Origin of the sequence: Labilibaculum sp. K2S, from assembly GCF_030372765.1 — a bacterium.
Taxonomy (GTDB): domain Bacteria; phylum Bacteroidota; class Bacteroidia; order Bacteroidales; family Marinifilaceae; genus Labilibaculum.
The window spans coordinates 15,101-41,227 of record NZ_JAUCMW010000016.1; the positions used below are offsets into that span (position 1 = coordinate 15,101).

Here is a 26,127-nt window from a genome sequence, read left to right on the forward strand (position 1 = left end):
TACTCTCCTATAAAATTATGCCCACAACTTTGAAGGATATGTTCCCTTCTCTATCAATTTACCAATCGCTTTAACCGCTTTTTCTTTATCTTCCCGATAAGTAACTCCAAACCACTGAGCATCCGACTTCAATACTTTAACCCGTGTTTTTCCATCTTTAATGATATTGGCAACTACAGAAGGAATAAAAAATTCAGATTTCAACTGATCCCCTTCTTCTTTCAGAAAAAAGGTAAACTGAGTTTCCAAATAATCGAATAGTTTAGGAGTAAAACCCCAAAAATTCATCGACACAGTCGTTTGCGGAACTAGCTGAACCCACTCTTCATTCTCCTTGTATGCAATTCCATTTTCCAACTTCTCAATATGAGTCCGCTCCACAACAGTAGTCAGATGATCATTCTCATTTGTTCCGCAAACGCCTCTTGATACCGAACCGTTTTCTGAAATGGTATTGCCTAACTGGTAGCCAACCATGCAGTTTTCTTCATCAGTAATAGAGTTGCTTAAATACTCTGCAATAGTTGCAAAAGCCTCAACACCATAGTAATCGTCTGCATTAATTACTGCAAAAGGTTCATTAATACAGTTTTTAGCCATTAAAATTGCATGACCTGTTCCCCAAGGTTTTTCACGCTCCAAATTATATACTGATCCCTCAGGAACCTTTCCTATTTCCTGATTTACGTAATCAACTTCAATCTTCCCTGCTAGTTTTGCATTAAAAAGTTTTTTAAACTCTTCCTCAAAACTCTCTCTAATCACAAAAACAATCTTACCAAAACCGGCCTCAATTGCATCATGTATCGAATAATCAATAATAGTTTCATTCGTTGGCCCAATCGGATCGATCTGCTTTAATCCCCCATACCGACTTCCCATCCCTGCGGCTAATACCAATAACGTAGGTTGCATATGTTTATACTTTTAAGCTTTTGCCATATGGAACTCCCAAATTACACTCATCCTCTGTGTGCAAGGATTTTCACATAGTCGTTTCATATCTTATTTAATTCTAAATCAATTTTAACTCTGCAATTTCCTCTTTACCAATACATCCCAGTAAAGATTTTCTTAAAAAAAAGCAACCACCTGCCGTGCATCACTACTACTACAATGTTCCAATGGTTTTTTAGAAAAGGCAGATGGCTGCAATACTTCATAAAAATTGCTCCCTGTAAGAACACTACTTCTACACAAATCTTCAACGTAAGTTGAAAACAACAGGGAGACAATTTTTTTCTTAACTAATCACTAACTATTACTTAAATATTTTCTTCATAACGTTTGCCATGGTTCCCATAAGAGCAGCATCATCCAGCAAATCAGAATTTACCAGCTCAGTTTCCGAACTAATTTTATCCATAGCATATTTATTCATCCACATACTTACCGGACTGATTATATACTTTCCTGCCTGAGCCAATCTTCCACCAATAATTATCATTTCAGGATTCAGTAAATGAATCAAAGTCACCAAACCTTTCCCCAGATATTCACACATCTTGTTCAATTGGTCAATAGCAAACTGATCACCAGCTAAAATTGCATCCACAACAGCTCTCAAATCAATCTTTTTCCCCTCATCCTTATATTTGGCTAAAAAACTTTCCTGGCCTTTCTCAATTCCTTCTTTTATCTGCCGCACCAAAATCTTCCCTGATGTCAGCGTTTCCAGACAACCAATTTTCCCGCAATTACAAAGTGTCCCCTCCGGATCAATCAAGATGTGGCCAAACTCACCGGCAAATCCATTTTTACCACTATGCAATTCACCATTTAAGATCATTCCTAAACCAATACCATTACTTAAATTCAAGCACAACACATTCTTTTTATCTCTGGCTTTTCCAAAAGCCTTCTCTCCTAATGCCATGGTACGGGCATCATTGTCGAGCAAAATTGGAAATCCCAGTTTCCGGTTCAGGTAAGCCCTTAAACCATCTTCTGCAAACGACAAATGCGTATGGGTCAATCCATTTTCAGCATCAACCAAACCAGGAATTGAAATTCCTACAGCCAACACCTTTTCCCTCCCAATATTTATAGTATCAAGTGCTATATTGACTTTTTCAACCAATGCATAACAATACTCACTGCTATTTTCCAACTCAAATTCTTTAAACTCTTCGCGGTATACCAACTGATTATTCAAGTCGAAAACAGCTAAATTGAGTGTATGCAGATTAATATCAACACCTACTACATATTGATATTCAGGATTCACACAATACAAATTTGGACGTCTTCCTCCAATTGATTCTCCAATTCCATTTTCAAGAATTACTCCAAACCCCAAAAGATCTTCAACAAGGGAAGCAACCAGAGGCTGACTCATTTTTGCCGTTTTCACGATCTCTGCAATAGAAGCGACTCCATTGTAATACAAATGGGATATTATTTTACGATACTGGTTCTGCTTCCTCTTTTTAGCATTAACAGTACCTTCAAGTGTCTTTTCGTATAGAAATTCTAATTCCAATTTAATCTCGCTTTAAATCATTTTTTTCAAAGGATAAATATATATAGTTTTTACAAAGAACCATCATCTTTTAAAATATTTTTTAAAAGATGATGATGGTTTAAAATATAAATTTCAATAAAACTCCCGTAATTACTAAGGCCTATTAACTCCCAAGCGGACAAAAAAAAAATTATCTCCTTATAAAGAACCATTATATCCCGGCATTAATTTTACTGTATTCTTAAAAATCCTTAATTCACAATCACTTTTCCCAATTCTCTTTTCGGCTTTATTAAAAAATACTACCTTTAGTGCTCTTGAATAATATTACACTAAAATTTAACGGAGGAATATACTAATGAGCAAAGAAATTTTAAGCCTCGAACCTAAGGCTATTTGGGAAAACTTTTATTCATTAACACAAATACCACGCCCATCGAAGCACGAAGATGCAATTCAGGATTTCATGATGAAATTCGGACAGGATTTGGGACTGGAAACCATTAAAGATGCTGTTGGAAACATCATCATTAAAAAACCGGCAACCCCGGGTTTCGAAAATCGTAAAGGAGTTGTATTGCAAGGACACCTGGATATGGTGCCTCAGAAAAATGCTGACACCGTTCACGATTTCACAAAAGATCCTATCGAAACATTTATTGATGGCGATTGGGTAACTGCAAAAGGAACCACACTTGGGGCTGACAATGGAATGGGAGTTGCTGCAGCAATGGCTGTTCTTCAGGCTTCAGATATTGAACATGGTCCTATAGAGGCTTTATTTACTGCTGACGAAGAAACCGGTATGACTGGTGCTTTCGGTCTTAAAAATGATGTTTTAGATGGTGATATCCTTCTAAACATGGATTCGGAAGATGAAGGCGAATTGTATGTTGGATGTGCTGGTGGAATGGATGCCAATATTACTTTCAAATACAAAGAAGACAAACTTGAAAAAGGATATGTTGGCTACAAGCTATACATGAAAGGCTTAAAAGGCGGTCATTCAGGAATGGAGATCATTTTAGGCCGTGGAAACTCAAACAAATTATTGTTCCGCTTCTTAAAATTGGCAACTAAAAAATACAAATTAAGAATGTCTTCTGTCGACGGAGGCTCATTGCGGAATGCTATTCCCCGTGAATCATTTGCAATTGTTGCTGTTCCGGAAAGATATACTGAGAAATTCCTTGCCGGAGTTGCAGAATACGAAGCTATTTACAAATCGGAATTATCAGCTGTAGAACCAGTTTTAGCATTTTTTGCTGAACCAACTGATGCTCCAAAGCACGTATTCAAAAACAAGAGCCAGAAAAACTTAATCAACGCTATTTACGCTTGTCCAAACGGTATAATCCGAATGAGCGATGCTATGCCGGGACTGGTTGAAACATCAACCAACCTTGCACGTGTGGTAAGTGAAGATGGTGTTGTTACCATTCAAGCTTTATTGCGTTCATCAGTAAACTCGGCAAAAGATGATTTGGGACAAATGTTTGTTTCAACTTTTGTTTTAGCTGGTGGCAAAGTAAAATTAGAAGGTGAATATCCAGGATGGAAACCAAATATGGACTCTCCTATCTTGAAAACCATGCAGGAAGTGTACAACAACAAATATGGAAAAATTCCTGAAATCAAAGCAATTCATGCAGGCCTAGAGTGCGGATTATTAGGAGCTGTTTACCCACATTGGGATATGATTTCTTTCGGACCAACTATCCGTTTCCCTCACTCTCCGGATGAGAAAGTAAAAACTGATACCGTTGTTAAATTCTGGGATTTCTTAGTTGAAACTTTGAAAAATATTCCAGTTAAATAATACAATCAAATACTGATTTGTAAGGAACGTACGGTTGTGCGTTCCTTTTTTTATGGGGTTCCTTACAGGCCGGGCTTTTGCTTCAACTCCTCATTCGTACCTCACTGCGGGGTTTCCACTCCAATCCCTAACCCAATTAATTAAAGGAATCAATAGAGGTATACTACTGATATTCACGGTTATCAAAGACAGAACTTTATTTAGTTTCAGGAACAAGGCCAAAGAAACAGCAAGAAATAAATGCAAGAAATACACCCAATGCAAGAGACATCACAATAACAAAGTTTGAATTATCGACACAAGTAATTTCAGCAACAATTGCTCTTTTAATTTTGCCAATTTGAAATCCTTTCATAACCGTCTAATAATTCAGCATCTTTATCTTTCATCAGCAAACAAATCACACAGATAATTTTTCACAATTTTCTGCTCCCCGATAACTATTCTCTGATTACTGCACACTGTTCATAGTTTCAATCAATTCTCCATCGGTAGTCATGAAGTGTCTCATTAAATTAGCAGTCATACACGAATGAACCGGCAAAACTCCGATTAAATCTCCAATTACGAATTCATCGAATAACTCATCGCTGCAACGGATAATTCCATGTTCCTGAGACAGGCTTGCTAAATACCCTCCACCTATAATACCACTCCAACCATTTTCGGTAATGCGAACAATACTTCCGAATAGTTTTGTTCCTTCTGTGTCTGCTTCCAAATATTCTTTAGAAAAATGCACTCCGCCACCATGAATTACCAATTCATTACGATCAATATTTCTGGCAATTACCGGACAGGCCATCGCCACAGCAATTTGATCCTCATCGCACGAACCCAATACGTATTGCATAATGTCATAAAAAACAAAGTTCCCCGGACGAATTTCATCAATCCCATAAAATTCATCGCTAATACTACAAGCCGGAGTATCACCTAATGACACTTCAATTCCATGAATATCTTTGCGAAAAACATCCTTTAATTCATTTAAAGCCAGTAGTGTTCTGCTATGATTCTTATGTATCTCCTCTTGGTTTTTAGCTTGATAATTTTGTCCTGTATGAGCCAAAAAACCCCTGCAATTTAACTTGTCATATTCATTCATCAAATTCACTAACAAACGAATAGAGCCTGTTGCTTCAGCAGGCATACCAGAACGCCGATAACCTGTATCAACTTTAATAAATACACCAACAGTATGTTTTAATTCTGATTGTAAAAACGCAATTGTTTCCTGCGACTCAACAACTAAATTCAGTTGAATTTTTGATGCCAACTCATTAATCAAATCAATTTCGCGCACATTTATTGGAATAGCAACTGTAATGTCTTTCCATCCGTTATTGGCAAAATATTCCGCCATTTCCATGGATGAAACAGCAATGGCCTCCACTCCTCTTTCTTTGAACCACTCACCAATCTCAGCCGATTGATGTGTTTTAAAATGAGGACGCAAACGCGTATTGGAACACTTTGCCTTAGCCAGCATCGTTTCAATATTGGCAATGCATTTTGCTTTGTCAAGCAAAAGAGTAGGACGAATTATTTTAGAATCTAAATTTTGCATCGAAATTAATTTGAAATATTCAATCAATCCATAATCTGTATTTTATCCTATTTTTGATCGAATATCCATTAAAATATGATCTCTCACACTCAAAATATTTTCAGAGAATCCAACCTTGTAAATGTGTGGGCTAATAAATCGTTTGTGTCCATCCGGTAACTGTGCAAAGCGTTTCCTTACATAGGCATTTATTTCAACAGGAGATTGGTTTTCAATTAATATCTCTCCATTTTCCATCACCTTACTCATCAATTCTTCACACTTATAATCGGTTACATAAGTGTGTTTATGACTATGAAAAGGATGAAACAAACGATTGGTCGATTCTTCATTCTCTAAAAGAATACCATCCCTAAAAAACATTCCGTCCTCGTCGAAATAACGCATTACCTTTTTCTTTCCCGGCATAGTTATTTTTTCAATGTTCTCCGATATTTTTAATTTTGGAATCCCATTAATCTGAACTAATTTATAAACACCATCTAAAGCGCCGGCATCTTTTCCCGTTACTAATTCCGTACCAATTCCATAACCATCAATCTGTGCTCCCTGATCGTTCAAACTTTTAATTACGTACTCATTCAACTGATTTGATGCTATAATTTTCACATAATCCAAACCTGCGTCATCAAGCATCTTTCTTGCCTTTCTACTTAAATAGGCTAAATCGCCGCTATCCAGACGAATACCAATCATTCTATGTCCTTTGGCTTCCAATTCCTTTGCTACAATTATTGCATTAGGAATACCCGATTTAAGTGTGTTGTAGGTGTCAACCAACAATACTGTTGAATCGGGATTAATAGCCGCGTAACGACGAAATGCTTCCAGCTCATAATCAAAACTCTGAATCCATGAATGAGCCAGAGTTCCTGTAACCGGAATGTCGTAATTAAATGCACTGTAAACGTTCGATGTCGTATTTGCTCCACCTATTACAGCTGCACGGCTGGCATGTATTCCGCCCAAGCCTTGCGCCCTGCGTAATCCAAAATCAGCAAAATCATTATTACCTATTACATTTCTTATCCGGCAAGCCTTTGTGGCAATCAGCGACTGAAAATTCAAATAATTCAGAAGTAATGTTTCAATTAATTGAGCTTCTATTATATTTCCTTCAACCCTTACCAATGGTTCGTTTGGAAATACAATTTCGCCCTCTTTCATACTATAAACAGTAGCCGTAAATTTAAAATCCCTTAAATACTCCAAAAACTCATCTTTCAATCCTGTTTTCTTCAGAAATTCAATATTTTCTTTACTGTAACTAAAGGTTTTTAATATTTTGAGCAGGTCTTGTAATCCTGCAAAAACAAGGTAACCACCTTCGTAAGGATTAGTTCTGTAATAGTAATCAAAGACGGTTTGTTCCTCTTTTTTACCACTTAAAAAATATCCCTGAGCCATGCTTAGCTCATAATAATCGGTATATAACCCGGAGTTTTCTGTTAATGTGTTCATTCGATTGAATTAAATAAAATCTTGTTAAAGATAGGGATTATCTGCTATTATGCCCAGAAATGTGGAATCGATATGTTTAGATAAAACATGATTTATGCTTTTTGTTTCTATCTGGATTAATCTTACTTTAGCCAGCCTTAAACAATTACTCAACGTTAACAGAAAAATAAAAGATATGACTGAAGCACTAAGACTGACTCTTCGAGATTCGAAAGCAGCACGATGGGGAGCATTGGGGATAATTTCTATCACGATGTTTGCAGGTTATTTTTTAACCGATGTAATGTCTCCTTTAAAACCAATGCTAGAATCTGAGTTTGCATGGTCGAGTACGAACTATGGAATATTCACCAGTGCATATGGTTGGTTAAATGTATTTTTAGGAATGCTTATTTTCGGGGGGATTATCCTTGATAAAATGGGCGTTCGATTTACCGGAATTATGTCATCTGGAATTATGGTTTTAGGAGCCGGGATTAAATATTGGGCTATCACGAACCCAACACTGGTTACTGACACTACTTTTGGTATCCATACTCATGTGTTTATGGCTGCTGTAGGATTTGCCATTTTCGGTGTTGGAGTAGAAATTGCTGGAATCACAGTCTCTAAAATTATCGTCAAATGGTTTAAAGGTAAAGAAATGGCGCTTGCTATGGGGATGCAAATGGCTGTTGCCCGATTGGGAACCATGCTGGCAATTGCAGCTCCAGTTCCATTGGCTACGTATTTTTCAAGTGTACACACCCAAGTTGTAAACGGTGAACTAGTTGAGAAAATGGGACCAAGCGTTTCCGCACCTATTGCTTTTGCATTTGTATTGCTGGTTATTGGATTCATCACTTTCTTTATTTATGTGTCGATGGATAAAAAACTGGATGCGTCACTTGCTGAATCGAACGGAACTGATAACGAAGAGCCATTTAAATTTAGTGATATAGGACGTATTGTAACCAACAAAGGCTTTTGGTTAATTGCTGTATTGTGTGTATTGTTCTACTCTTCCGTTTTTCCATTCATTAAATATGCATCCGATTTAATGGTGAACAAGTATGGTTTAGACCAAAATCTTGCAGGTATTATACCAAGTTTACTACCATTGGGAACACTATTCCTAACACCTCTATTTGGTGGTGTTTACGATAAAAAAGGCAAAGGAGCTACCATGATGATCATTGGAGCCGTCTTAATATTATTAGTACATTCTGTATTCTCCTTACCAATATTAAATTACTGGTTTGTAGCAGTTGTTTTGGTAATTATTTTAGGAATTGCATTGTCTTTAGTTCCTTCTGCGATGTGGCCTTCAGTTCCAAAAATAATTCCTGAAAATCAATTGGGAACTGCTTTTTCATTGATCTTCTGGATTCAAAACTGGGGATTAATGGGAATTCCATTGTTAATTGGATATGTATTGGATCAATCCAATCCCGAAGTTGCATTAGCAAAAGCTAACGGCACAACAGTCCCATTGTATGATTATACAAACCCAATGCTTATTTTTGCAGGATTAGGTTTTCTGGCCATCATAGTTGGTCTGTTATTAAAAATGGAAGATAAGAAAAAAGGTTATGGCTTAGAATTACCGAATATTCAAAAATAGCCTAAATAGTAAATATCATATAAAAAGCTGTCCTTCGGGACGGCTTTTTTCATATAAGTCCCAATATAGTTTCTGATTTGTTTTTTTATTCATTTATCTTAATTTAGTAACCTCTTAAACCTGAGTTTAATTTAAAAATACAACGAAAATGACAGAAACATTAAAAAGGACGTTGCGCGACTCGTCTGCAATGCGTTGGGCAATGTTAATCCTCCTTTCGGGACTTACTTTTAGTACCTACTGGTTTCAGGATTTCTTTTCCGGCTTAAAAGGGCTGATGGAATCGGAAATGGGATTTTCCAGTGAAGAATTTGGTCGGATTCTTGCTCTAACCACCATTGCCAATATGTTTGGTATGATTATCATTGGAGGTATCATGCTCGACAAATGGGGAATTCGAGTTGCAGGTATTGTATTTGGAGGTCTTGCTGTTCTTGGAGGAGCAATCTCAGCTTTAGCTGCTTCCGGTTTTTTTGGAAATGAACATGGCACCATGCTAAACATGATTATCGCAGGTCGGGTTCTATTTGGTTCTGGACTTGAAGTTGTATGTGTTGTAGCCACAAGAACCATAGTAAAATGGTTTAAAGGATACGATCTTGCGCTTGCCATGGCAATCAATATGGGATTTGGCCGATTGGGTAGTGCAATGGGTACTGCACTTTCGTTGGATATTGGAGGTGGACATGTTTCTCCTGCTGTTACTTTTGCGGCCTCACTTATTGGCTTAGCTCTTATCATGTTCCTGATTTATACCGTATTTGATATCAAGTTGGATAAACAAGAAAAAGCGATAAGTGATAAAAGCGGTGAAGTTTGTGATCCTGAAGAAGACTTTAAATTCTCTGATTTAATTGCACTAATCAAGAACAAATCATTTTTATACATTGCTCTTCTTTGTGTAACTTTTTATGCTGCCATTTTTCCATTCATGCAATATGCTCCCGATTTGTTGATTAATAAATTTGGATTCACTCAGTCCCTTCCTCAGGCAGGAGAAGTTATTTTATGGGGAAGCAAAGCAATTGGGGCCTCAAGTATTTATCTTGTTTTCTTTTTGTTTGCAATTCTTTTTGCTGTTGTACCTAATAACTTTGAAAACAAACAAACCAGATTCTTGTTTAAAACCGGAGCGTTGATTGCTTTCTGTCTCTATCTGTTTGTGATGAAAGATATTTTAGCAATTTGGTTAGGAAATGGTGCTAAAACAGCGAGTTTAATCCCTCTTGGAACAATTATATTTACACCTATTTTTGGTAATTATGTTGATAAAAAGGGAAAAGCAGCATCCTTAATGATTCTTGGATCATTACTTCTGATTTTTGCTCATATCTCTTTATCCATATTAGATAATGTATACATAGCTTATTTTGGATTATTAAGTCTGGGAGTTGCATTCTCTTTAGTACCTGCTGCCATGTGGCCTTCGGTTGCTAAAATTGTTGCTGAAAACAGATTAGGTACCGCATATGCGACCATGTTTACGCTGCAAAACTGGGGATTATTCTTATTCTTCTGGGGAATTGGAGCCTTACTTGATTTTGTGAATCAAGGCATACCTGAAGGACAACCTAAAGATTATACAATCCCGATTTTGGTATTGGTAGGCTGTGGTGTAATTTCCATTTTCTTATCATTCTTACTGAAAAAGGCTGACAGAAAACAAAACTATGGTTTGGAATTACCCAGCTAAACTGGTGATTTTATAAACCACTTATATATTAAAAGCCGTCCTTTGACGGCTTTTTTAGTATCCTCTTAGGCGATCATCTATTTAATCGGGGTAGGCTAATCCAATAATCATGATAACGACTTTTTTGTAATGTGATTTTCGTATGGTTTACACGAGTGACAAATAAGGGTATTAGCGGTTTGAAAACTTAAAACAGGGTTCTGCTGGTACAACACTCTAACCCCTCGTTGGTTTTTATTGAGGTCACATACACCTTTACCATTTTGTGATTTATAATGAGTACGCAACTTTTCCAAGTAAAGAAAGGATGCCCAAATTTGAACATCCTCTGTTACCCCTTATATTTTGGAGCCTTTAGAATTGTTGTCTAGAATTACCACATTGCATCCAACAATTACCAACTAAAAATGTCCGGGAGTTTCCCCTATAGATATTCCCGAACTTCTGTTAGACAATTATTGGTATCATTGCCTAACAATAAAATCTTGAACCGATTACAAGCACGCCAACTGTTTATTATCTGGAAAAGCTATATTTAATCAAAAGTTAAATTTAATTTTTTCCCATTTTCTAAAATGTTACGAAACAACAAATACGCAACATAATGGTTTTGCAACCTAATTGAAGTCTTAAGAGTAAATAATATGCCGTAACTAATTGAATGTTACGGCATATTAAAGAAAACCAATTAATTATGCTATTAAAACCAAAATCCCGGGACACCACTCCCAATATTTGGGAAATCATTTAACAAATGATTTCGAACATACAATTACAATCCACAGGCCAAAACACATAAAATACTCTTTTTCATACAATTACACTCGCCAACAAAATGTTTACATTTTCAAAAGTGTACGTATACATCACACACGTTGTACGTTTTCGAACAGACCCAACAACTACCTATTTAAAAGTTTGATTTCCAGAGCTGGTTTTTCCATGAACCCATATTTCGCCACTTTTGAGATACAGGTTATCATCTCCTTTACGGTTACCCGCCCTAAGCGATCCTGAGGATGCTGAAAGATCAAAACTCAATTGCTCAAAATCATTTAACAAGGTCATACTAACATCTCCCGAGGTGGCTTTAAAATAAGACTCTCCTAACAAAACCAAGCCTTGTCCTCTCAAATTACCAGAACTACTGGTTAAATTTAAAATTGTTTTTGAATTAAGAATCCCGACATTTCCCGAAGAAGAAATACTTTTAATTTGCCCTTCCACTTTATCAAACTCCTGATTTCCGGACGAAGTTCGGGAAGAAATATCTCCAATCACATTTACCATTTCTATATCGCCTGAGGTTGCATTACATTTTACGTTTCCGGCCACTTTATTATATTCATGATTCCCCGAACTTGATTGTGAGTTTAGATCCCCTTTGATTTCGTACAAACTAATCTCTCCTGAACTTGTTATCACCTCAAGATCAGAGATTATATTTTTCATATTCACATCGCCCGAAGAAGCGTGTATTTTGGTGTAATCCGAAGAAATATTCTCACAATAAACATCTCCCGAAGAATTTTTCACGTCAATCTCCATTTGTGTTGGGACTAAAAATTTTAATGATGCATCAATATTCCCCCAAGATGTTCTTGGTGATTCTACCCATACTCTCAAAGTGCTCCCTTCCAACCTGTGATTGATTTTATAAGAACTCCCATTTCTGGATATACCTTTAATAATCCCCTCAAATTTCACATCCTCACGATTTTCACCCAACAGGGTAACATCACAAAATCTTCCTTCTACAACTATTTTTTTCACTCCATCATAATTTGCCTTTTCGTCGGCAAAGACCGTTTGAGAGAAGGAATTAAGAGAAAATAGAAACAAGACCAGAAGTAAAAAATTTCTTTTAATTAAATTTTGAGTTTTCATTTTATACGGGTTTTAAAAATTGAATTGGTAAATTAATAATCAAGAACAGATTCTCAATCCATTCCTCATGTATTATGAGACGCTCAACCTGCGATAAAAGTTACAAAAAGGAAAGAAATTTGATTTGATTACAATTTAGAATCTTTATAAATAATTTATTATCTTTGCGCCATTAAAATCAAATAATATATGGAATCAACAACAGAACAAAAAAACAAACTTTCAACCACCATAGTAATTGAGAATAAAGCAATCGCTCCCGGAGTGTTTGTTTTAAAATATAAAAAAGTAAAGAGTTTTACTGCCGGACAGTACATTGGATTAACCACAGATTTAAGCGTAACACCACGATTGTACACCATAGCCAGTGGTGAAAACGACGCTGAAGTTCAGGTGTTATACAATTTGAAGGATGATGGCTGGTTAACCCCCAGACTTAGTGAAATTAAACCTGGATCAGAACTTTATGTGACAAATCCTGACGGAGATTTTATTGATGATGAATCGCCGGCGTGGTGGATTGCATCGGGAACAGGGATTGCACCTTATGCCGCCATGTTTCGCTCAGGTTTGCTCAAGAACAAAACCCTTATTCATGGAGGAAGATATAATCATTCTTTCTATTTTGAAAAAGAATTTATTCCTGTTTTAAAAGATAATTACATTCGTTGCTGCTCACAAGATAAAGCTGAGGGTTTGTATCATGGAAGATTAACACGATATTTGCAGGATGTAAAGGAACTACCGGAAAATTGCCGCTTCTTTTTATGTGGCAGTCCTGAAATGGTAGTTGAAGTTCGTGACCTTTTGATTAAACGTGGAGTTGAATACGAAAGAATTGTAGCTGAAATTTACTTTTAATGCAATTAATTTACATGAAAGCAGACTCGATAAAAATCGCTGCTTTTGTGTAATTATAAAATAGAATAATGGCCAAAGATACCCTTTTAGGAAAAACACTTGAAGAACTGATTCAAATTGTTACTGAATTAAAGCTTCCCAAATTTACAGCTAAGCAAATTGCCGACTGGTTGTACAAAAAAGACATTACCAGTATTGAAGAAATGTCTAACCTTTCGTTGAAGGCAAGAACTGCTTTACTGGAGAATTACGATCTTGGTATTACTGCATCAACCAAAGTACAGGTTTCGGTTGATGGAACAAGAAAATACCTTTACCCAACTGCTCATGCTCACAAATTTATAGAAACCGCTTACATACCGGATCAGAAACGAAATACACTTTGTGTTTCTTCTCAGGTTGGCTGTAAAATGGGTTGTTTGTTTTGCATGACCGGTAAACAAGGTTTTCAGGGACAATTATCAAGTGGCGAAATTATCAATCAAATAAGGAGTTTGCCTGAAAGAGAAAATTTAAGCAATATTGTTTACATGGGAATGGGAGAACCTTTGGATAATGTTCCTGAACTCATGAAATCTCTGGAGATTCTAACCTCGGATTATGGAATGGCTATGAGCCCAAGAAGGATCACCGTGTCTACAATTGGGATAATTCCAGGGATGATTGAATTTCTTAACCATAGCGAATGTCATTTGGCTGTTAGTCTGCATACTCCTTTCGAAGATGAAAGAAAAAGATTGATGCCAGTTCAAAATGTATATCCAATAAAAGATGTATTGAAAATAATTCGTGATTTTGATTTTGGTCTTCAGCGCAGAATTTCTTTCGAATACATCATGTTTAAAGGAATTAACGATACGCCCCGTCATGTAAAAGAGCTTTGCAGAATTTTGGATGGGATTAAATGCAGAATTAATTTGATTCGTTTTCACCCAATTCCAGATACTCCACTTGACGGATCTGATGAGGCAACGATGGAAGATTTTAAAGAGCAACTAACGAAAAAAGGAATTACCACAACGATCAGAAGATCGAGAGGGCTTGATATTTTTGCGGCCTGCGGTTTGCTTTCTACAAAAGAACTGGTAAAAAGACAAGAAGAAGATTTCTAAAAAAAAATCCTGCTTAAATTAAGCAGGATTTTTTTTATCTATATTTTTATCTGTCACTTGATGTTCTAACAATCAAATCGGCATGAACAACAACCTCTTTTATCGCTTTGGCATCAGGAGTTTTTTCCATTTGTTCGAACAGTAATCTTGCCGCTTCCCGACCAACCTCTTTTGGATTTTGATCCATTGTAGAAACTGAAGGTTCCATATAACGGGATCTACGACTATTTGAGAATCCTACTACAGCAAGATCTTCAGGAATTTTAAGGCCTAACTCTTTTGCTGCTGCAATTGCTCCAATCGCCATATCATCATTAATGGCAAAAATAGCATCCGGACGATTGACTCTTGCCAATAAATCCAATGCCAGGCTTTTCGCATCTTCCACAGTAAAATCACATCGGGAAATTAATGTTTCATCAAGAGGGATATTTTTGTCTTCCAGGGCTTTTTTATAGCCTCTTAGTCTGTTTGTTCCGAATAGCATAAACTCAGGTCCGGTCATGAACGCAACTCTTTTGGCACCACCATTAATCAAGTGAGTTACTGCCGTATGAGCAGCGGCAGCATCATCAGCCACAACTTTGGAAACCTCTAATTCCTTAGATGTTCTATCGAAAAGAACCATTGGCACTCCCATATCCTGTATTTTATGAATATGATCGTAAGTAGTTGTTGCACGAGTAAGTGATAGTATAATTCCATCCATTCTCATGTTCAGAAACCCATTTACATTTTTCTCTTCCTTTTCAATTCTTTCATTTGAAGAACTAACAAACACCTGATAGTTGTGCTCATCAGCAATCTGCTCAATTCCTTTTACAACAGTAGCATAAAAAGAACTAACAATTTGCGGAACAACAACACCAATTGTATTCGACTTTTGTGTTTTTAAAGCAACGGCCAATGGATTTGGCTGGTACTTCAATTCCTTTGCCAATTTCTGAACTGCTTCTCTGGTTGTTAAGCTAATTTCGGGATTGTTTTTAAGAGCACGTGAGACAGTAGAAACTGAAATACTTAGTTTTTCAGCTATGTCTTTAATGGTTACAGGTCTGTTTGCCATAGTAATAATTTTTTGAATCTTACATTCGATTATCTGAAATTGTAATAAAAATACTGATTTATATCACTTTTCCCGACAAGAAACAAAGATAATATAATTTAGACAGCTTCCATCCTGTGAAATCTACTTTTTAGTGGTGGATTACACCCATTTTCAACATCACGGGCCAGCTTAAGCCATTCTTAACATTTAATTAATGCATTGGCACTTCAAAAATCAAAAATTCTGAATTAACAATACCCATAATCTCCAATGAATTAAAGCCATTCACACCTATGCCATCCCGTGGCCGAAGAATTTCTCCATCAACTGTCAGCTCTCCGTTAAGAACAAAAACATAAACTCCGTTTGCGTTACCGATTATTGTATATTCGAGTGTATTTCCACTAGTTATTTTTGCCCGGAACACATATGCATTCTGATTAATTTTTAAAGCATTATGTTGTGATGATTTTGGAGCAACAAGCAGTTGTAATTCACCATTCTCATTTACATCCGGAAATGATCGTTGATCGTAACCAGGCTCCAGTCCTTCTTTTTCAGGAATGATCCAAACCTGAAGAAAATGTGCATCTTCCGTTTCTGAAGCATTGTATTCAGAATGCATTATTCCTCGTCCTGCAGTCATTACCTGAACATCATTCACATTAATTAATTCAGAATGTCCTTCACTATCTTTATGCTTCAATGCCCCTTTTAATGGAATTGAAATGATTTCCATATTTTGATGCGAGTGAGTTCCAAAACCCATTCCTGCTTTAATAACATCATCATTAAGCACTCTTAACGCTCCAAAATGGATTCGCTCCGGACAGTAGTAATCAGCAAAACTAAAACTGTGCTTGCTATCCAACCAATCCAATTGACTACTTCCTCTTGTTCCTGCTTCGTGAAATACCTTATCCATATTTACCTCCTGTTATAAATCTTTACTACAAAGTTAATACAGAGGTGCTTGTTGGTAAATGGACAGAACTGCGTTTGGTTTGTACTATTTAACTTTAGTTCGGTAAAAGGCAACACAAACCAATACTCGGGTAATTTGAGGTATTTGCTATTGCTCGAACAAGCTGTTAGCCATTAGCTTAAAGCCTTTTCCTCCAAAAATATTCAAAAATTAAGGCATACGTGTCAATGGCTTATACATAAAACCCACTAATCTGTTATAAAACAACGAATTTATATCGAACTCTCTGTAATTTACGAGTTTATTGAACCAAAGCTAATATCGGCCTGCGTGAAGGATTGGAGTGTTCACCCCACAGCGAAGAATGAGCGAGGAGTAGTAACGGAAAGCCTGACCCAAAGGGGCACGCCCAAAACCTAAAAAAGGCGGAAAATGAATTCCGCCCTGACTTTTGTTACAATACTTTCGATTTAATCACCATGAGTTTTTCACGGGTCATTTCGTGCATGGAATACGGAATTCCCCCCATGCCAATTCCGGAAGCATCGCGCCCGCCAAAAGGCATCCAATCGACCCTGAAAGCGGTATGATCGTTGACCATTACGGCCGATGCATTCAATTGATTCACAGCATCCATAGCCACATCTAAATTAGAGGTGAAGATGGCTGACTGAAAGGCCAAAGGCAGTGAATTTGCGCGATTAATGGCCTCCTGCAACTGGGAATAAGCATAGACACAAACCACCGGACCAAACACCTCGTGCTGTGAGACTTTCGATTCGGAATCAGGATTCAGCAGAACCGTTGGCTGATAACAGGTATTGGAAATCCGTTTGCCCCCGCACATTATTTTCGCGCCTTGGGCAACCGCTTCGTTTACCCATTGCTCTACTCGATCGACCTCGTAAGTCTGAATCAGCGGGCCAACTTCCGTTTTCGGATCCATAGGATCTCCAACAAGCAAAGCATTGGCTTTTTCGACCAGTTGAGCGGTAAATTCTTCGATGATATTTTCGTGAACGTATACCCGCTGAACGGATACACAGACCTGACCGGCATGATAGAATCCCCCTTTCGCCAGTGCAGGCACGGTTTGCGACAGATCGGCATCGGCCTCAACAATTACGGGTGCCGAACCGCCATGCTCCAGTGCACATCGGGTGCCCGGCGACAGCTTGGACCGCATACTCCATCCCACCTCGGCCGAACCGATAAATGAAAGGTAGTTGATCCGTGAATCTTTCAGCATATTTTCAGCATTTTGGCGATTGCAAACAACCACCTCAGCCCAATCTTCGGGCAATCCGGCTTCTTTCATAATTTTTATCAACTCGATTGCCGACAGCGGCGTTGATGTTGCCGGCTTGATGATAACAGGTGTGCCAACGGCAAAGGCCGGAATTATTTGATGCACCGCCAGATTTAGCGGATGATTAAAAGCGCTTATGCTGAGAACCACGCCAATTGGCTCGCGCAGGGTAAATGCCCATCGGTTTACGGAAGCGGCTGTGGTTCCCATGGGAATCTGCTCTCCTTTTAACTGACCGATGTGCTCGATGGCCAACTGCACGCCGTTAATTGCACGAAGCACTTCCACCTTACTGTCCTGATAGGGTTTTCCGCCTTCGGAAGCAGCAATTTTGGTCAGTTCTTCGACCCGCGACTGCATAATGGCTTTTGTTTTTTCGAGTATGGCAATGCGCTCGTAGGGTTTCAGCCAGCGGGACCGGTCCTGAAACAAGGCATGGGCTTTGGCCAGTTTTTCTTCCACCTGATGCTCATCGAGCAAAGGAATTTCCTGAATTAAACGGCCGTCGAACGGGGAATTTACTTTTATAGTGTTCATTGTATCAGCTTATTTATTTTGATTCTACAAAGTACAGATTTTCACATAAAGTTCCTCATTCAAAACCTTATGTTTTTCTCGATAACGAAATGAGCACAATACAATTTCCTAATATCCAATCAACTAATTAAGGACTAATTAAAACAGACGGAAAAGCTTTTAAATTGTTTTTACCGATACTTAAAAAGAAGACAACAAACATGTACATTTGCAACTCGAAAATTTTCACCGGAACAAAGCCTCATCATGGAAAACTTAAATAAAAATCTTAAACATTTACGCTTACGCAAAAGATTGTCTCAAGGCAGATTATCGAACCGAATTGGTATTGGAGCCTCATCAATCAGTGCGTATGAGAAAAAACGAAGCATCCCCAAAATTACCACATTGATGAAATACTCAAAATTCTTCAAACGTAATTTAGACGAATTGGTGAATGGGGATATCAGCAAATTGGATCAGGAGAAAACGCAGGATACCAAAGGAAACAAACTAAGAGTTTTGCCCATTTTAGTAGATGCACAAAATGAAGAAATGATCAGTTTGGTTCCTGTAAAAGCGGCGGCAGGTTACCTTAACGGATATTCCGATGCTGAATTTATCAGCGAATTGCCCAATTTCAGAATGCCATTTGCCGAGCTATCGGAAAATAAAACCTATCGTGCTTTTCAGATTGAAGGAAACAGCATGCTGCCAATTCCTTCGGGTGCATACATAATTTGTGAATACGTTCAGGATTGGGAACTGATAAAAGACAACAGCAGCTGCATTGTATTGACTACCGACGATGGAATAGTATATAAAAGAGTGAAAAAAGATTTTCAAAACAATCAATTCCTGCTTAATTCTGACAACCCGGAATATTTATCTTTTGAAGTAAGTCTAAATCAAGTATTGGAGGTATGGAAATCTTTAGGATTTGTGAGTTTTAATTTGCCAACTGCGCCAGAAACGAATAACAAGTAAGACAAAACAATAATCATCAGATATAATTCCTGATAACGAATTGCTTCATCCATTTTTTTTCTACTTTTAGCTCCGTAAAATCATTCTAAATAAATTAGTTTAATTCAACAAGAACAATGAGTCTAAAGGAGATTTCAATCAATTATAAAGGTATTTTGTACGCCATGATCACTGCACTTTTATGGGGTTTCCTCCCAATTTTCTTAAAAGTCAGCCTGAAAGATTTGGATCCGATTTCCATAGTATGGTTTCGTTTTACTTTTGCCTTTTCTATTCTGTTTCTCTACTTTTTACTAACGGATAAAAAGCAACTGAAAATTATTAAACGGCCACCGCTTTTCCTGGTAATTGCCGCACTTGCTTTAGGCGTAAATTACATGGGATTTATGCAGGGAATTAATTACACCAGTCCGAGTAACGCACAAATTACAATGCAAACCGGTCCTATTTTATTGGCCTTGGTTGGTATTTTCTTTTTTAAAGAGAAAGTAAACAGCAAACAATTGCTTGGATTTGGAATTGCAGGATTGGGTTTATTTCTCTTTTACAGAAATCAGCTGCAAGCCTTTATACAAGATACCGAAGCATTCAACACCGGATTTTTCTGGATTGAATTAGGAGCGGTAATGTGGGTTTTGTATGCTTCTTTGCAAAAAAAGCTCGTACAAAAACACCCGGCGCAACTGTTAAATATGGTGCTTTACGGAATACCGGCTATTCTCTACGCTCCTTTTGTTAATTTTACAGCATTCTCGAATCTTGATTTTTCCTCTTGGATGATCGTGATTTTTCTGGGCATGAATACTCTTGTGGCCTATGGTTGTCTGGCATTGGCATTTAAATATACCGAAGCCTATAAAGTAAGTATAATTGTAACCGTAAACCCAATTATCACACTGCTTAGCATGGCTGTTTTGTCCTCTATGAATGTACAATGGATAAAAACAGACAGTTTAAGTATTTACTCAATGCTTGGTGCTGTATTAGTGATTGGCGGCGCAATTACAGCAGTTCTTTTCTCAAGGAAAAACAAAATTTAACAGATAAGCAAATACATCGTTTTCAACAAAATACCAATTGCTAAAAACGATGTATTCAATCATGTCTTATCGCGTTTAGTATTTGAACTACCCCAAATCCCTGAAAGCCCGATATAGATTTTAACAGGATATTATTGGAATGAATCAGGAAAATTACAAACCTGCTTTATTTCTCCATCTTTTTCACGAATCCATGTATCAAATGTTCGTTTACCTTCTTTCAATACAATAACCCGGCCCCCCTGCTTTAAGTCACCATAGGAATTTCCCGCACCTGAAGCCCGGCCATATGCAAGAGCCATATTATAATATGACGCGACATAATCGTTCACGTGATCGTGCCCAACAAAAGTTCCCATAACATCGCCTTGCTCTACCATTGCACCAAACATTCCACTATTAATTTTCGAGCAGCACTCTACCTCTTTTCTTGTTCCAAATGCTTTACCATTACACCAGGCATCAGTATACTCCGGCAAGGGTATATGAAAGAATGCTAAGGCAGGAATCGTATCCTTATTTTCATCAATAAACTTCTGACTTTGCTCTTTGTACCAAACCACCTGCTCGGTTGAAAACCAACCATACCCATCTACTCTTGGTTTTATAGTACTGTAATCCTGTGAATCTAAAAAATAAAGTATCGCCTTACTATCAGAGTTGGTATTGCTTTTTACTTCGCACAAAAAATTTGTACCCTTTAAATTATCTGTGGATTGGTTAATGCAAAAATCAAGACCATCCAAAATAGATGCAACATTATTTCTAGGCATTTTATTCTCAGAATCATGATTTCCAAGCGTTACAGCCCAATGTAGCTTGTGCCTTTTAAAGAATTCCCCGAATATTTCATAACAAGGTTTAGGATTGTCACTATTTGTTACTACATCGCCGGTAAACACGACTAAATCCGGATTTTCTTCCTGAACCAAAGTCGCGAGCAAATCCATAACATGCTGCTGGTTATTTTTACCAGCCACAACATGTGTGTCGGTAAGTTGTAATATTTTAAATTCCCCATTCCTGTTAAACTTAAACTCAACAGATTGAGAGAAAGACATCTGTGTGATCAAAAAACTGAACAATAATATGCTTATTTTTTTCATTACTTACTATATATTTAAACTTAATAAAAGTAATTCCCCACCCCTTATCCCTGCAAACAAGAGGTGAGGAAAATAAATTACTTACAAAATAACTTAATTGCCTTATTTCAAATACCAGGGAATTTCGCGGATATCGTCCTTGCCAGCAAACTGGCGGGTTACCGCTTCAGTTACATTTGTTTTGTTGTAATCATACTCTGTTTGAGGATACATCCAACGGTTAGGTATTGTTACCCCCGGAGCTGTTTCAAAATTTGGATAACCTGTTCGGCGTTGCTCAAAAAACGGAGTTTTACCAGCCTGAAAATAAGTCTGAAGATACTTTTGTGTGATAACATACGATATCTTCATATCTACCGATGGAGCCTGATCCAAATCAACTAAAGAATTCAACAGATATTGATCACATACTTCGGAACTTAAATACGAACTATAGCTTTTTGTTGATGCCTGACCCGCAAAAAATGAAAAAGATGCTTTAATTCCTTTGTTGTATTCTGCCACAGCATCTCCGCTAATCCAACCTCTCAAAATTGCTTCAGCAATAATAAACTGTTGTTCAGGATATCCTAATAACATCATTGATTCGCATACCGGATCGTCGTAATAACGTGAATTAGGTTTGGAGATATTTCCTGCCACTGCTTTTGCGTTTACAAGACTATATTGTACTGTTGGATTTCCTCCTTCGTAGGATGTAAAATCAGTAACAGCTTTACCTGCTTTAAGAGCATTTGGTGTTTGAGTGCAATACACAAACAAACGGGGATCTTCCCGGTCAATTAATTTTTGAACAAAGGTTGAATCCATATACAATCCAGATCCAAAACTACTTGAATTAAAATTCAGGTATCTGCTTCCCGATTGATCTAAAAAATTTATCCGTGTACTTTCACTTATATCATTCATTATAGCTTTACCAGTATAAATGTCTGCAAAACGTGATGCAACAGTTTTTCCTCCAATAGTCGGTTTGTGAGATAAGGTCATCAAAACTTTTAAGCGAAAGGCATTTACTAATTTTTGCCATTTTGGCAACGAACCATCATTCAAAATATCTCCGGTAATAATCTCACTATTTCCTTCCAACAAAGTATCAGCTTCTTTCAATAGATTTAAAATTCCAACAAAAACATCCTCCTGTGTATCGTATTTTGCGGTATATATTTCGTTGGTCTCCCCTTGCAAAGACTCAGAAAAAGGGATATCTCCATACTTAATGGTTAAATTATAGAAATACCATGCCTTAAAAAATTTTGCAAATGCCAAATAAGCATCCGAGTTTACACGTACAGATTCTTCTTCCAGTTTCTGTATGTTCCTTAAATTATCATAAGAGTTAAAGTCCCCTCTTGTCCAGTTGTAAAACTGTTCAGAGCTTTCTCCATCAGTAGCTACAAGCATTCGCGATTCGTATTGATAATTATCAAATTCGCTAAATACATCCCAACATGCAGTAGTTAGCAAAAGCTGAGGTGAAGTTTCGGTTGGTTTATTCGGATCCTTATTAAGCTCCTCAAAATCAGTACATGAAATAGCTGCTGCAGCTAATAATATACAAGTACATATTCTAACAATCATTTTCATTTTTATTATCTTTTTGGACACTTTGGATGTTTATTAAAAAGTGAATTTTGTTGTTACACCAATGTAACGTGCTGATGGATCCTGTAAATCGTCGTCGTTCCCAGTTGTGAAATCAGGATCGACAAGCGGAATATTTTTAAGGATTGCCACATTGTTTGCAAACAAAGTAATAGTAGCCCCATTCAACAGCCTCACCTTATTGTTATTATCAAAATTATAAGTAAGAGCAACCTTACGAAGTTTCACATAGGAACGATCAAAAACATTGGCAAATTTCTTGTTTTCATCCTCAGTTACATTTGCACGGTATGGATAGTTTTGGCACCAGGTTTGCCAGCTGACAGCAGTTGTGTTTTCTACGATATCTCCATTAGCAAGAACGTTAACACCTTTAGGAACATACACGGCTTTCCCGGCTGCATACTCAGCATCTCTGCCTGTTGTAGATTCAGGATGACGTCCTCCCCACCATAATTTCTGAATGGTTTTGGATGCCATTACACCACCAATTACTCCATCAAAATCGACATTAAGAGTAAATTTTTTGTAGTTAAATGTATTCTGAAATCCGAAACGGGCATTAGGATCTGTATGCCCCAAATATCCTTTTTCACTGTCTTTTATAGTCAATCCGGTGTTGGGATCAATAATCAATCGCCCGTCATCGGTTTTTTGCCATTGCGTTCCCCACATATCATCGGCTCTGTCACCAACACGCAGATTGTTAAATTTCTCTTCTCCTCCGTAAATTTTTGTAAGTGTTTTTTTATTAAAGCTCCAATTGGTTCTTACATTCCATTTAAAAGCCTTGTTAATTAATTTAGCAGAAAGCGCAAGCTCCAAACCTTTAGTCTCATACTCATTGCCATTTACATAACGACTGGAAAATCCGGAAGCCTTGGATAAAGGAAGTTTTATAATCTGATTTTCATCAACAACTTTATAATAAGTTCCTTCAAGTCCCAAACGATTTTTGAAAAATGAAGTTGACAAACCAAACTCTGTTGAGGTCGATTTCTCCGGTTTAATATTGGAATTCACAATTCCTGCCGGATAGCTAATTTTAGGATTCGTCCCAAACGTCCCGTTATTGGAATAGGTTGACTCTATCTGATAAGGATCCAAATCACTGGATACCTGTGCCCATGAACCATATACTTTAAGATAATCTACCTGTTTTGGCATTGAAATATAATCGGAAACCATAGTACTCAAAGCAACTGATGGATAAAAATAAGAGTTGTTTTGAGTAGGCATGGTAGACGACTTGTCGTTACGACCTGTTAATGTTAAAAACCACGATTTAAAAAGATCCAAAGTTGCAGTGGCATATACACTCGATGTCGCTTTTTCTTCTAAATTATTTGTAGCCGTTACAGGTCCCTGAGAATTCCCCATATTGTAAATTCCCGGTACAATTAATCCATCCGTAGCCGCATATTCCTGCTGATATTTTCTGTAAAAATAAGAAGCTCCTCCATTCACTGTTAAGTTAAGATCATCGGAGATATTGGCGGTATAAGTAAGCAATACATCGGTATCGAAATTAGTCTGCTCGCTATTCCAGGTCTTGTAATCACCCTCACGGGAATCGCCGTAATTCATATACGATTTAGGACTTTGCATGTTCTCAAACAAATCCTTAATTCGAACAGCGCCCCGCCCTTGTATTGAAAGATTTGGAAGAATATCCCAACGCAGTTTCACCTGACTCGCTATCACATTTCTATCGTGAGCCTGCTTTAATTCGCTGGAAGCAAAATATGGATTATTGTACCACGCATAATTGTAATTTGCCTGCTGATATCCTTCTTGTCCCGGTATCCAAAAATGGTTTTTTAAAGCCTCTCCATCCACATCGTCACTCATCCAGACTAAAACTGTGTACATGTGATTTTTAGGTCCGTATCCGTATCGTGGATAATTTGGAGAATATACCTTAGAATAAGACAAACCACCTTCCAGTGTAAGATCTTCTGTCAATTTATAACTTCCATTAAAATTTAAACCACCGCTGTTAACACGGGAACTGGGAACCTGACCTTTCTGATAAGCATACTTACCGGTCATCATAAATTGCCCGCGGTCTGTTTTCATACTGATCGACATATCGGTATTCGAAATAATTCCGGTACTCAAAAAGTTCTTTAAATTGTTATGCTGAATCCATGGAGTTGGTACTCTCTCATAACGTGACCGATCATCGTATTTGGTGTTTTTAACCCCGCCATACCATTCAATTGTTTCTCCGGTAACTTTATCGCGTATCGGACTGTTCCATTGAGCAATCATTTTTCCCGATTCAAATTTAGGTCCCCAGGTCATATCTCCATCAGAGATACCACCATCAGCTCCATCCCAAAATTCATATTGTCCGTTAGAGCCACTGCCGTACTCATGCTGCGGATCAGGAAAAGCAGCATATCCGGCTGACACCATCAAAGTTGTTGAAACTGTTGCTTGCAATTCTTTTGATGTCCCCTTTTTTGAAGTCAACAAAATAGCTCCATTCTTACCTCTACTCCCATAAAGAGCAGAAGCCGAAGTTCCTTTCAATACATTTATACTTTCAATATTTTCAGTGGGGATATCAAAAAAATCGGTCTCAACCGGAATTCCATCCAATACAATCAGAGGTTTTTTACCCCGAAGCTGAAAATCAGGAGATTGAAAAACACCTGTTGGATTGGTTACCGTTAATCCTGCAACCTGCCCGGTTAAAGCACCTCCTAAATTCAAACTTTTCGCCTGAACAATTACGTCATCAACAATTTTTTCTGTAGCATATCCGATTTTTTTCTTTTGCTGTTTAATACCTATTGCTGTAGCTACAACCTCATTCAATTGCTGCACATCTTCGCCAAGCACTACATTAATCAGCGTACGTCCGTTAACAGGCTCTTCTTTCGAAGCAAATCCCATAAACGAAAATACCAGAACATCATCCGATTTTGCTTCGATGCTGTATTCACCATCAAGAGAAGTAACCGTTCCCTTTACTGTCCCTTTCAGCACAACATTAACTCCTGGCAGAGAATTTCCCTGCTGATCGTTAACCCGACCCGACAATTTTATCTGAGCATTTACGATCAGTACATTCGTAAAAATCAGAAGTAGTAAAGTAATTTTTTTCATTTCG

At 37.4% G+C, this 26,127-nt stretch carries 19 protein-coding genes; 7 read left to right on the forward strand and 12 right to left on the reverse strand.

The features are described from left to right. Positions 1 to 15: 15 nt before the first annotated feature. Entirely contained in the window at positions 16 to 915 is a 900-nt protein-coding gene (locus QUH73_RS15680; protein WP_289531389.1) for a nucleotidyltransferase family protein, read from the reverse strand. Positions 916 to 1,261: 346 nt separating this feature from the next. Next, complete coding sequence (locus QUH73_RS15685) at positions 1,262 to 2,482, reverse strand: ROK family protein (protein WP_289531390.1); 1,221 nt, start codon at positions 2,480 to 2,482, stop codon at positions 1,262 to 1,264. Between the two features lie 340 nt (positions 2,483 to 2,822). Between QUH73_RS15685 and QUH73_RS15690 the strand changes: the two genes are divergently transcribed. Continuing rightward, complete coding sequence (locus QUH73_RS15690) at positions 2,823 to 4,283, forward strand: aminoacyl-histidine dipeptidase (RefSeq protein ID WP_289531391.1); 1,461 nt, start codon at positions 2,823 to 2,825, stop codon at positions 4,281 to 4,283. A gap of 196 nt (positions 4,284 to 4,479) precedes the next feature. Here QUH73_RS15690 and QUH73_RS15695 read toward each other — a convergent pair whose 3' ends face one another. The 3 genes from QUH73_RS15695 to QUH73_RS15705 all read right to left on the reverse strand — a co-directional run bounded on the left by QUH73_RS15695 (position 4,480) and on the right by QUH73_RS15705 (position 7,314). After that, positions 4,480 to 4,638 carry a hypothetical protein gene (locus tag QUH73_RS15695; protein WP_289531392.1) on the reverse strand — a complete coding sequence of 53 codons (159 nt, stop codon included), beginning with the start codon at positions 4,636 to 4,638 and terminating at the stop codon, positions 4,480 to 4,482. A gap of 96 nt (positions 4,639 to 4,734) precedes the next feature. Then, positions 4,735 to 5,853 carry an alanine racemase gene (locus QUH73_RS15700; RefSeq protein WP_289531393.1) on the reverse strand — a complete coding sequence of 373 codons (1,119 nt, stop codon included), beginning with the start codon at positions 5,851 to 5,853 and terminating at the stop codon, positions 4,735 to 4,737. 42 nt (positions 5,854 to 5,895) lie between these two features. Then, positions 5,896 to 7,314 carry a nicotinate phosphoribosyltransferase gene (locus QUH73_RS15705; protein WP_289531394.1) on the reverse strand — a complete coding sequence of 473 codons (1,419 nt, stop codon included), beginning with the start codon at positions 7,312 to 7,314 and terminating at the stop codon, positions 5,896 to 5,898. 175 nt (positions 7,315 to 7,489) lie between these two features. Here QUH73_RS15705 and QUH73_RS15710 point away from each other — a divergent pair, with 175 nt between their 5' ends. Next, positions 7,490 to 8,917: an MFS transporter gene (locus QUH73_RS15710; protein WP_289531395.1), complete on the forward strand. Its 1,428-nt coding sequence runs from the start codon at positions 7,490 to 7,492 to the stop codon at positions 8,915 to 8,917. 148 nt (positions 8,918 to 9,065) lie between these two features. Next, complete coding sequence (locus QUH73_RS15715; RefSeq protein ID WP_289531396.1) at positions 9,066 to 10,610, forward strand: MFS transporter; 1,545 nt, start codon at positions 9,066 to 9,068, stop codon at positions 10,608 to 10,610. Positions 10,611 to 11,516: 906 nt separating this feature from the next. On the opposite strand, the gene QUH73_RS15720 is transcribed toward QUH73_RS15715, so the two are convergent. Further along, positions 11,517 to 12,497 carry a DUF4097 family beta strand repeat-containing protein gene (locus QUH73_RS15720; protein WP_289531397.1) on the reverse strand — a complete coding sequence of 327 codons (981 nt, stop codon included), beginning with the start codon at positions 12,495 to 12,497 and terminating at the stop codon, positions 11,517 to 11,519. 189 nt (positions 12,498 to 12,686) lie between these two features. Between QUH73_RS15720 and QUH73_RS15725 the strand changes: the two genes are divergently transcribed. After that, positions 12,687 to 13,358, forward strand: coding sequence for a ferredoxin--NADP reductase (locus tag QUH73_RS15725; protein WP_289531398.1), 672 nt, complete (start codon positions 12,687 to 12,689; stop codon positions 13,356 to 13,358). 68 nt (positions 13,359 to 13,426) lie between these two features. Next, positions 13,427 to 14,470, forward strand: coding sequence for a 23S rRNA (adenine(2503)-C(2))-methyltransferase RlmN (rlmN, locus tag QUH73_RS15730; RefSeq protein WP_289531399.1), 1,044 nt, complete (start codon positions 13,427 to 13,429; stop codon positions 14,468 to 14,470). Between the two features lie 46 nt (positions 14,471 to 14,516). Here the strand turns inward: rlmN and QUH73_RS15735 are convergent, their stop codons facing one another. The 3 genes from QUH73_RS15735 to QUH73_RS15745 all read right to left on the reverse strand — a co-directional run bounded on the left by QUH73_RS15735 (position 14,517) and on the right by QUH73_RS15745 (position 18,289). Further along, positions 14,517 to 15,536 carry a LacI family DNA-binding transcriptional regulator gene (locus QUH73_RS15735; protein ID WP_442913421.1) on the reverse strand — a complete coding sequence of 340 codons (1,020 nt, stop codon included), beginning with the start codon at positions 15,534 to 15,536 and terminating at the stop codon, positions 14,517 to 14,519. A 193-nt stretch (positions 15,537 to 15,729) separates the two neighbouring features. Further along, complete coding sequence (locus QUH73_RS15740) at positions 15,730 to 16,443, reverse strand: pirin family protein (RefSeq protein WP_289531400.1); 714 nt, start codon at positions 16,441 to 16,443, stop codon at positions 15,730 to 15,732. A 454-nt stretch (positions 16,444 to 16,897) separates the two neighbouring features. Continuing rightward, the gene (locus QUH73_RS15745) at positions 16,898 to 18,289 is read right to left on the reverse strand and encodes an aldehyde dehydrogenase family protein (protein WP_289531401.1); all 1,392 of its coding nucleotides are present in this window, start codon (positions 18,287 to 18,289) and stop codon (positions 16,898 to 16,900) included. Positions 18,290 to 18,535: 246 nt separating this feature from the next. Here QUH73_RS15745 and QUH73_RS15750 point away from each other — a divergent pair, with 246 nt between their 5' ends. Together QUH73_RS15750 and QUH73_RS15755 are read left to right on the forward strand one after the other, a co-directional pair. After that, entirely contained in the window at positions 18,536 to 19,255 is a 720-nt protein-coding gene (locus tag QUH73_RS15750) for an XRE family transcriptional regulator (protein ID WP_289531402.1), read from the forward strand. A 116-nt stretch (positions 19,256 to 19,371) separates the two neighbouring features. After that, positions 19,372 to 20,295, forward strand: coding sequence for a DMT family transporter (locus tag QUH73_RS15755; RefSeq protein ID WP_289531403.1), 924 nt, complete (start codon positions 19,372 to 19,374; stop codon positions 20,293 to 20,295). 131 nt (positions 20,296 to 20,426) lie between these two features. On the opposite strand, the gene QUH73_RS15760 is transcribed toward QUH73_RS15755, so the two are convergent. From QUH73_RS15760 to QUH73_RS15770, 3 genes are all read right to left on the reverse strand, one after another. After that, positions 20,427 to 21,401, reverse strand: a complete 975-nt coding sequence (locus tag QUH73_RS15760; protein WP_289531404.1) for a metallophosphoesterase family protein — start codon at positions 21,399 to 21,401, stop codon at positions 20,427 to 20,429. Between the two features lie 102 nt (positions 21,402 to 21,503). Then, on the reverse strand, positions 21,504 to 22,988 hold the full coding sequence (locus tag QUH73_RS15765) for a SusD/RagB family nutrient-binding outer membrane lipoprotein (protein ID WP_289531405.1): 1,485 nt from the start codon (positions 22,986 to 22,988) through the stop codon (positions 21,504 to 21,506). Positions 22,989 to 23,021: 33 nt separating this feature from the next. Continuing rightward, a complete protein-coding gene (locus QUH73_RS15770; protein WP_289531406.1) occupies positions 23,022 to 26,123 on the reverse strand; it encodes a SusC/RagA family TonB-linked outer membrane protein in 3,102 nt (1,033 codons plus the stop codon). Positions 26,124 to 26,127 lie beyond the last annotated feature (4 nt).